This is a genomic window from Methylobacterium sp. (assembly GCF_028290105.1).
Taxonomy (GTDB): Bacteria; Pseudomonadota; Alphaproteobacteria; order Rhizobiales; family Beijerinckiaceae; genus Methylobacterium.
On record NZ_JAQGKL010000175.1, the window covers coordinates 1 to 3,244 of the forward strand.

Sequence of the window (3,244 nt, forward strand, 5' to 3'; positions counted from 1 at the left end):
GTTCGCCACATGCGAGCGCCCCGACACCCACCAGGACACCCCGCCCGATGCGTTCCGCGTGTGACCACGGCTGACGGCAGGTCTCCTGGCTCGCGGGTCACCGCCCTCTCATCGTCTTCCCAGAGGCGAAGGCCCCCAGTGACGTGTTGATGATGGGCTCGCCGCTTACAGTTGCGGGGGCAGCCGCGGCTTCGGGCACGAAGGTCCTCACCGCGTTCCCTTTTGATCCTCCGGGGAGGAACCGTCGGACGCGAGCAGGCCCGTTCCGGCACTCCCCCGTCAATGGCCCGGCAGGGCTTTGGCGAAGGGTGTGCCGGACGGGTGACAATCGTCGCGTGCGCGGCGCGCGCCTATTCCCCGACGCCGAACAGCTTCTCCAGGAAGTTCCGGTCGTCCTGGCTCGGGCCACGGCTCGCATCGGCGTGGCGTGCGGGCGGGCTTGCCGCGCGGGGAGCAGGTGCTGCGGCCTGTGGTTCGCCGAGTAGCGCGCCGATCAGGCCGCCGGGGGTGCTGTTCGTCACCGCCGGTTCGGCCGGGGCACGGATGCGCCAGCGGTTGGCGCCAGGAAGCAACGTCGGGGTCTGGCCCTTCAGCGCCACCGTCATGTAGGCCTTCCAGATCTCGCCCGGCAGGTTGCCGCCCGAGACCTTCTTGGTGGATTCCCCGTCGTCGTTGCCGAGCCAGATCCCGGTCACCAGCGTCGAGGAGAAGCCGATGAACCAGGCATCACGGAAGTCCTGGCTGGTGCCGGTCTTGCCGGCGAGGTCCCAGCCCGGCACTTCGGCCTTCTTGGCGGTGCCGGTGACGAAGGTCTCGTGCATCATCGCGTTCATCATCGAGACCGCGTTGGCGTCGATGACGCGTCCGAGGCCGCCTTCCTTGCGCTTGTAGAGGACCTTGCCGTCGGCCCCCTTCACGCTGGCGATGACGTAGGGGATCACCCCCGTGCCGCCATTGGCGAAGGCCGCGTAGGCGCCGACCAGTTCGAGCGGCGTCACCTCGGAGGTGCCGAGCGCGATCGAGCCGTTGGCCTGGAGGGGCGACGAGATGCCGAGGCGCTGGGCCGTCTGCACCACGGTCTTCGGGCCGACCTCCTGGCCGAGGCGCACTGCCACGGTGTTGAGCGAGAGCGCGAGCGCATCGCGCAGGGTCACGGGGCCGCGATAGTCGCGCGAGTAGTTCTCGGGGTTCCAGCCCTTGATGCTGATCGGCGCATCGTCCCGCACGGTGTCGGGGGTGAGGCCGTGCTCGACGGCCGCGAGGTAGACGAAGGGCTTGAACGAGGAGCCGGGCTGGCGCTTGGCCGTCGTGGCGCGGTTGAACTGGCTCTGGGCGTAGTCGCGCCCGCCGACCAAGGCGCGGATCGCGCCGTCGGGCTTCATCGAGACGAGGGCACCCTGGGCGACGTTGTAGCGGCCGCCCTTCTGGTTCAGCTCGTCGACGAGGGCCTTCTCGCCCGCCGCCTGCAAGCCGGTATCGACCGTGGTCGCGATGACGATGTCGCTCTCGAACTTCGGCAGGAAGTCGTCGAGCACGTCCATCACGAGGTCGGCCACGTAATTGGCCGAGCCGCCGCCGCGCACGCTGGTCGGGCGGGCCGGGGTCGCCAGCGCCAGCTTGGCGTCGGCGGGCTTGGCGAAGCCCAGCTCCTCCATGGCGGCGAGCACCTGCGCGGCCCGCGCCTGGGCGGCGGGCAGGTTGCGGTTCGGGGCCAGCCGCGAGGGCGCCTGCACGAGGCCGCCGAGCATCGCGGCCTCCGCCAGGGTGACGGCCTTGGCGGGCTTGCCGAAGTACCGCTGCGCCGCCGCCTCCACGCCGTAGGCGCCGGCGCCGAAATAGACCCGGTTGAGGTAGAGTTCGAGGATCTCGTCCTTGGTGTACTTGTGCTCCAGCCACAGGGCGAGGATCGCCTCCTGGATCTTTCGCGAGGCCGAGCGTTCGGGCGTCAGGAACAGATTCTTGGCGAGCTGCTGCGTCAGCGTTGAGCCGCCCTGCGAGACGCCCCGGCGGGTGATGTTCTGGGCTACCGCCCGGGCGATGCCCACGGGGTCGACGCCGAGATGGCTGTAGAAGCGCCGGTCCTCGATCGCCACGAAGGCGCGCGGCAGGTAGGGCGGCAATTCCCTGATGCTCACCACCCGGCCGCCGGTCTCGCCGCGATTGGCGAGCAGCGAGCCATCGCTCGCCAGGATCGCGATGTTGGGCGGGCGCTTGGGCACGGCCAACTGGTCGATCGGCGGAAGTTGCGAGGCGTGGTAGGCGACGAGGCCGGCGATGCCGATCACGCCCCAGAGGCCGAGCACGAGCCCGAGATAGACGAGGCGTCCGAGGATCGAACGGCGCGCCCGGCGCGGCGCCTTGCGGAGGGGCGGAGACCGGGATGCGGCGCCCCGTGCGGGGCCCTTGCCGGCGCCGTCCCGGCGCCCGCCCTTCGTACCCGTCTCGCCTCGTGCCACGCCGCCTCCCGCGCGATCGGACCGCGACAGGCGCAGGTCGAGGTCGGCCGGGTTTCCCGCGCGCCCTTCGGGCACGTCGAAGTTCGGCTCACCCCTGCCTGCCCGCCCGCGTCCCGTCGCCATGCGTCCCGTCTGCCCCAAGGTTCGTTCGCGATTCGAGCGACCCTGCTTGCGCACGGTAAATGCGGCGGGTTTAAGGGGTGTTAACCGGCTGGTTTTTCAAGATATTGATAAAACAGGGAAATTTCCAAAGCCGCAGGCCGCGCGTGCGCCGATGTGAAGCCCTGATGGGCAAATGAGGTCGCTTGACCGCCAGGGTCACGCCTTCTTGCGCAAGGGCCTGAGGAGAACGGTCCCGTGTTCTGAAAATCCGGTTGCCGCGCCAAAAGCCTGCAGCGTTGGCTGGTCGGGACCGATCAGGAGTTGGATTGCGCCGCATCCGGCGGAGCGCGCGGCCTGGGAAGCGGCTTTGATCAGGAGCCGGCCGATGCCGCGTCGGCGCTCGTCCGGGCCAACCACCAGAGTGGTGATCTGTGCGGTCGGCAGGCTCGAATCCAGCGACCGATACCAGTGCAGGAGGATCAGTCCGCTCGGCGGGCCCCATTCCATCGCGACGAGGGCCGCGCCCGGTTCCGGCCGCAGGGCTTCGAGGCGCTGCGACAGGATGTTGGGAGCGAGAGGATGGCCAGCCGCCCGCAGGAGTTCGGACAACCCGGGCGCGTCGGCACTCGTCGCCGCCCGGATCTCCAGCCCGTAACGGCCCGCCACCCTGTTCTCCCTTCAGCCAG

General features: G+C 69.8%; 2 protein-coding genes and 1 riboswitch. Both genes read right to left on the bottom strand.

Annotation, left to right across the window (positions count from 1 at the left end):
• Positions 1 to 57: 57 nt before the first annotated feature.
• A riboswitch (cobalamin riboswitch) is annotated at positions 58 to 261 on the bottom strand.
• 89 nt (positions 262 to 350) lie between these two features.
• The gene (locus JWQ05_RS12650; protein WP_299658799.1) at positions 351 to 2,579 is read right to left on the bottom strand and encodes a transglycosylase domain-containing protein; all 2,229 of its coding nucleotides are present in this window, start codon (positions 2,577 to 2,579) and stop codon (positions 351 to 353) included.
• Positions 2,580 to 2,774: 195 nt separating this feature from the next.
• On the bottom strand, positions 2,775 to 3,224 hold the full coding sequence (locus JWQ05_RS12655; RefSeq protein WP_299658800.1) for a GNAT family N-acetyltransferase: 450 nt from the start codon (positions 3,222 to 3,224) through the stop codon (positions 2,775 to 2,777).
• Between the last annotated feature and the right edge of the window lie 20 nt (positions 3,225 to 3,244).